This window comes from Neisseria sp. P0022.S010, from assembly GCF_051956635.1.
Map to the genome: position 1 here is coordinate 1 of NZ_JBQCXF010000815.1, position 595 is coordinate 595.

The window sequence follows — 595 nt, forward strand, 5'->3', positions numbered from 1 at the left end:
AGATTATCTAAAGCTATTCCGCATAGGTGCGGGTGATTTACTAAGGAATACTGCAATGCTGTTGGCACTTTCTTTGCGTGATTTTGTCATTGTTGAAAACTTGAATCTTGATTTTCAAAACGGCTTTACCGTATTGACGGGCGAGACCGGCGCAGGCAAATCGATTACTCTGGATGCGATTGGCCTGTTGTTGGGCGATAAAGCCGATTACAGCCAAGTGCGTAGCGGCGCCAAAGAAGCGCAGTTGTCGGCGTTGTTCGACATCAGCGGTTTGCCCGAACTGAAAGCGCAGCTGCAGGAGCAAGGCCTTTTGGAAGAAGATGCCGAAGAGCTCAGCATCCGCCGTATTATCGATGCCAAGGGTAAAAGCCGCAGTTATATCAATAATCAGGCTGCAACATTGGCGCAACTGAAAGCCATCGGCGAGCAGCTAATCGATATTCACGGCCAAAATGCCCATCACTCATTGAATCAAGAATCTGCGCAACGCGAGTTGTTGGATGCGTTTGCCGGCAGTAAAGAGCAGGCAGAAACGGTCAAACAGCTTTATCAAAATTGGGTCAATGCGAAAAAGGCATTACAAGAAGCGCAAGAG

At 48.2% G+C, this 595-nt stretch carries 1 protein-coding gene; it reads left to right on the forward strand.

Going from position 1 to position 595, the window contains the following annotated elements:
- Window positions 1-55: 55 nt before the first annotated feature.
- Window positions 56-595 (forward strand): AAA family ATPase (locus ACTHUT_RS21575; RefSeq protein WP_440419860.1); only part of this gene is annotated, 540 nt, incomplete at its 3' end.